The organism is Pseudomonas asuensis, from assembly GCF_014646755.1.
Lineage (GTDB): Bacteria > Pseudomonadota > Gammaproteobacteria > Pseudomonadales > Pseudomonadaceae > Chryseomonas > Chryseomonas asuensis.
The window spans coordinates 1-1,236 of record NZ_BMNW01000067.1; the positions used below are offsets into that span (position 1 = coordinate 1).

Sequence of the window (1,236 nt, forward strand, 5' to 3'; positions counted from 1 at the left end):
AGCGCTTTCCAGATAATCGCGAATGACCATGAGTTTGAACTGAAGCGAGTACTTCGCCATAAAGAACCCTCGAAGGTTGTGTCCAACATTCGGGGGTCAGTTCAAAGGTTGTGTCCAACTTTCGGGGGTCAGTTCAAGCTAGAGGCTATTTTTCCCTATACAGTAAGTATTAAAAGTTACATCTAAGCGAGTTTTGGGAAGACATTGTTTTATCCATCTGTTTTCAAAGCTTCTATCAAAACCTTTTGCTCTTCTTCTGACAGGCCTTGCCCAGCAATCTTGGATCGTGGACACAGGCCGCGCGTAGGCATTAGCTGTTTGATGTGAGATTTTGCAGGACTGCTTCGCGCTTGACGGCAGGCTGTCTGGCCAAATCGTTCATGGCATAACCATTATAGCCTGCGTCCTTTAGCGTCTGGCCGTGGGTCAGGACAAAGGTTTGCCCGGCGGCAGGCAATCCGGCCAAGCCGTTCATGGCATAACCGTCATAGCCTGCGTTCTTTAGCGTCTGGCCGTGGGTCAAGACAAAGGTTTGCCCGGCGGCAGGCAATCCGGCCAAGCCGTTCATGGCATAACCGTCATAGCCTGCGTTCTTTAGCGTCTGGCCGTGGGTCAGGACAAAGGTTTGCCCGGCGGCAGGCAATCCGGCCAAGCCGTTCATGGCATAACCATTATAGCCTGCGTTCTTTAGCGTCTGGCCGTGGGTCAGGACAAAGGTTTGCTCGGCGGCAGGCCGTCTGGCCAAGGCGTTCATGACATAATGGATATAGCCTAAGTCTCTTAGCGTCTGGCCGTGGGTCAGGACAAAGTTTTGCGCGGCGGCAGGCAATCCGGCCAAGCCGTTCATGGCATAACCGTCATAGCCTGCGTTCTTTAGCGTCTGGCCGTGGGTCAGGACAAAAGTTTGCTCGGCGGCAGGCCGTGCGGCTAAGTCGTTCATGTCATCACCATTATAGCCTGCGTCCTTTAGCGTCTGGCCGTGGGTCAGGACAAAGGTTTGCTGGACGACAGGCCGTTCGGCCAAGCGGTGCATTTGATCAACTGTATAGCCTGCATCCTCTAAGGCCTGCCCATTCTTCACCAGGAACTGCTGCCGTTGAGAGAGCGTTTTTTCGGCAATGTCTTTCATCTCGCGACTGGTTTGCCGTAATGCCAGATCAACACCTGTGCCGTTTTTACCGGTGTATTGGGCGATATGTAGCTTAAGCTCAGCGGGGAGATTTTGCAGGTGGGAAA

At 53.1% G+C, this 1,236-nt stretch carries 1 protein-coding gene; it reads right to left on the reverse strand.

The features are described 5' to 3' along the window. Nucleotides 1-310 precede the first annotated feature (310 nt). Nucleotides 311-1,236 (reverse strand): hypothetical protein (locus tag IEX86_RS24665; RefSeq protein WP_188868781.1); only part of this gene is annotated, 926 nt, incomplete at its 5' end.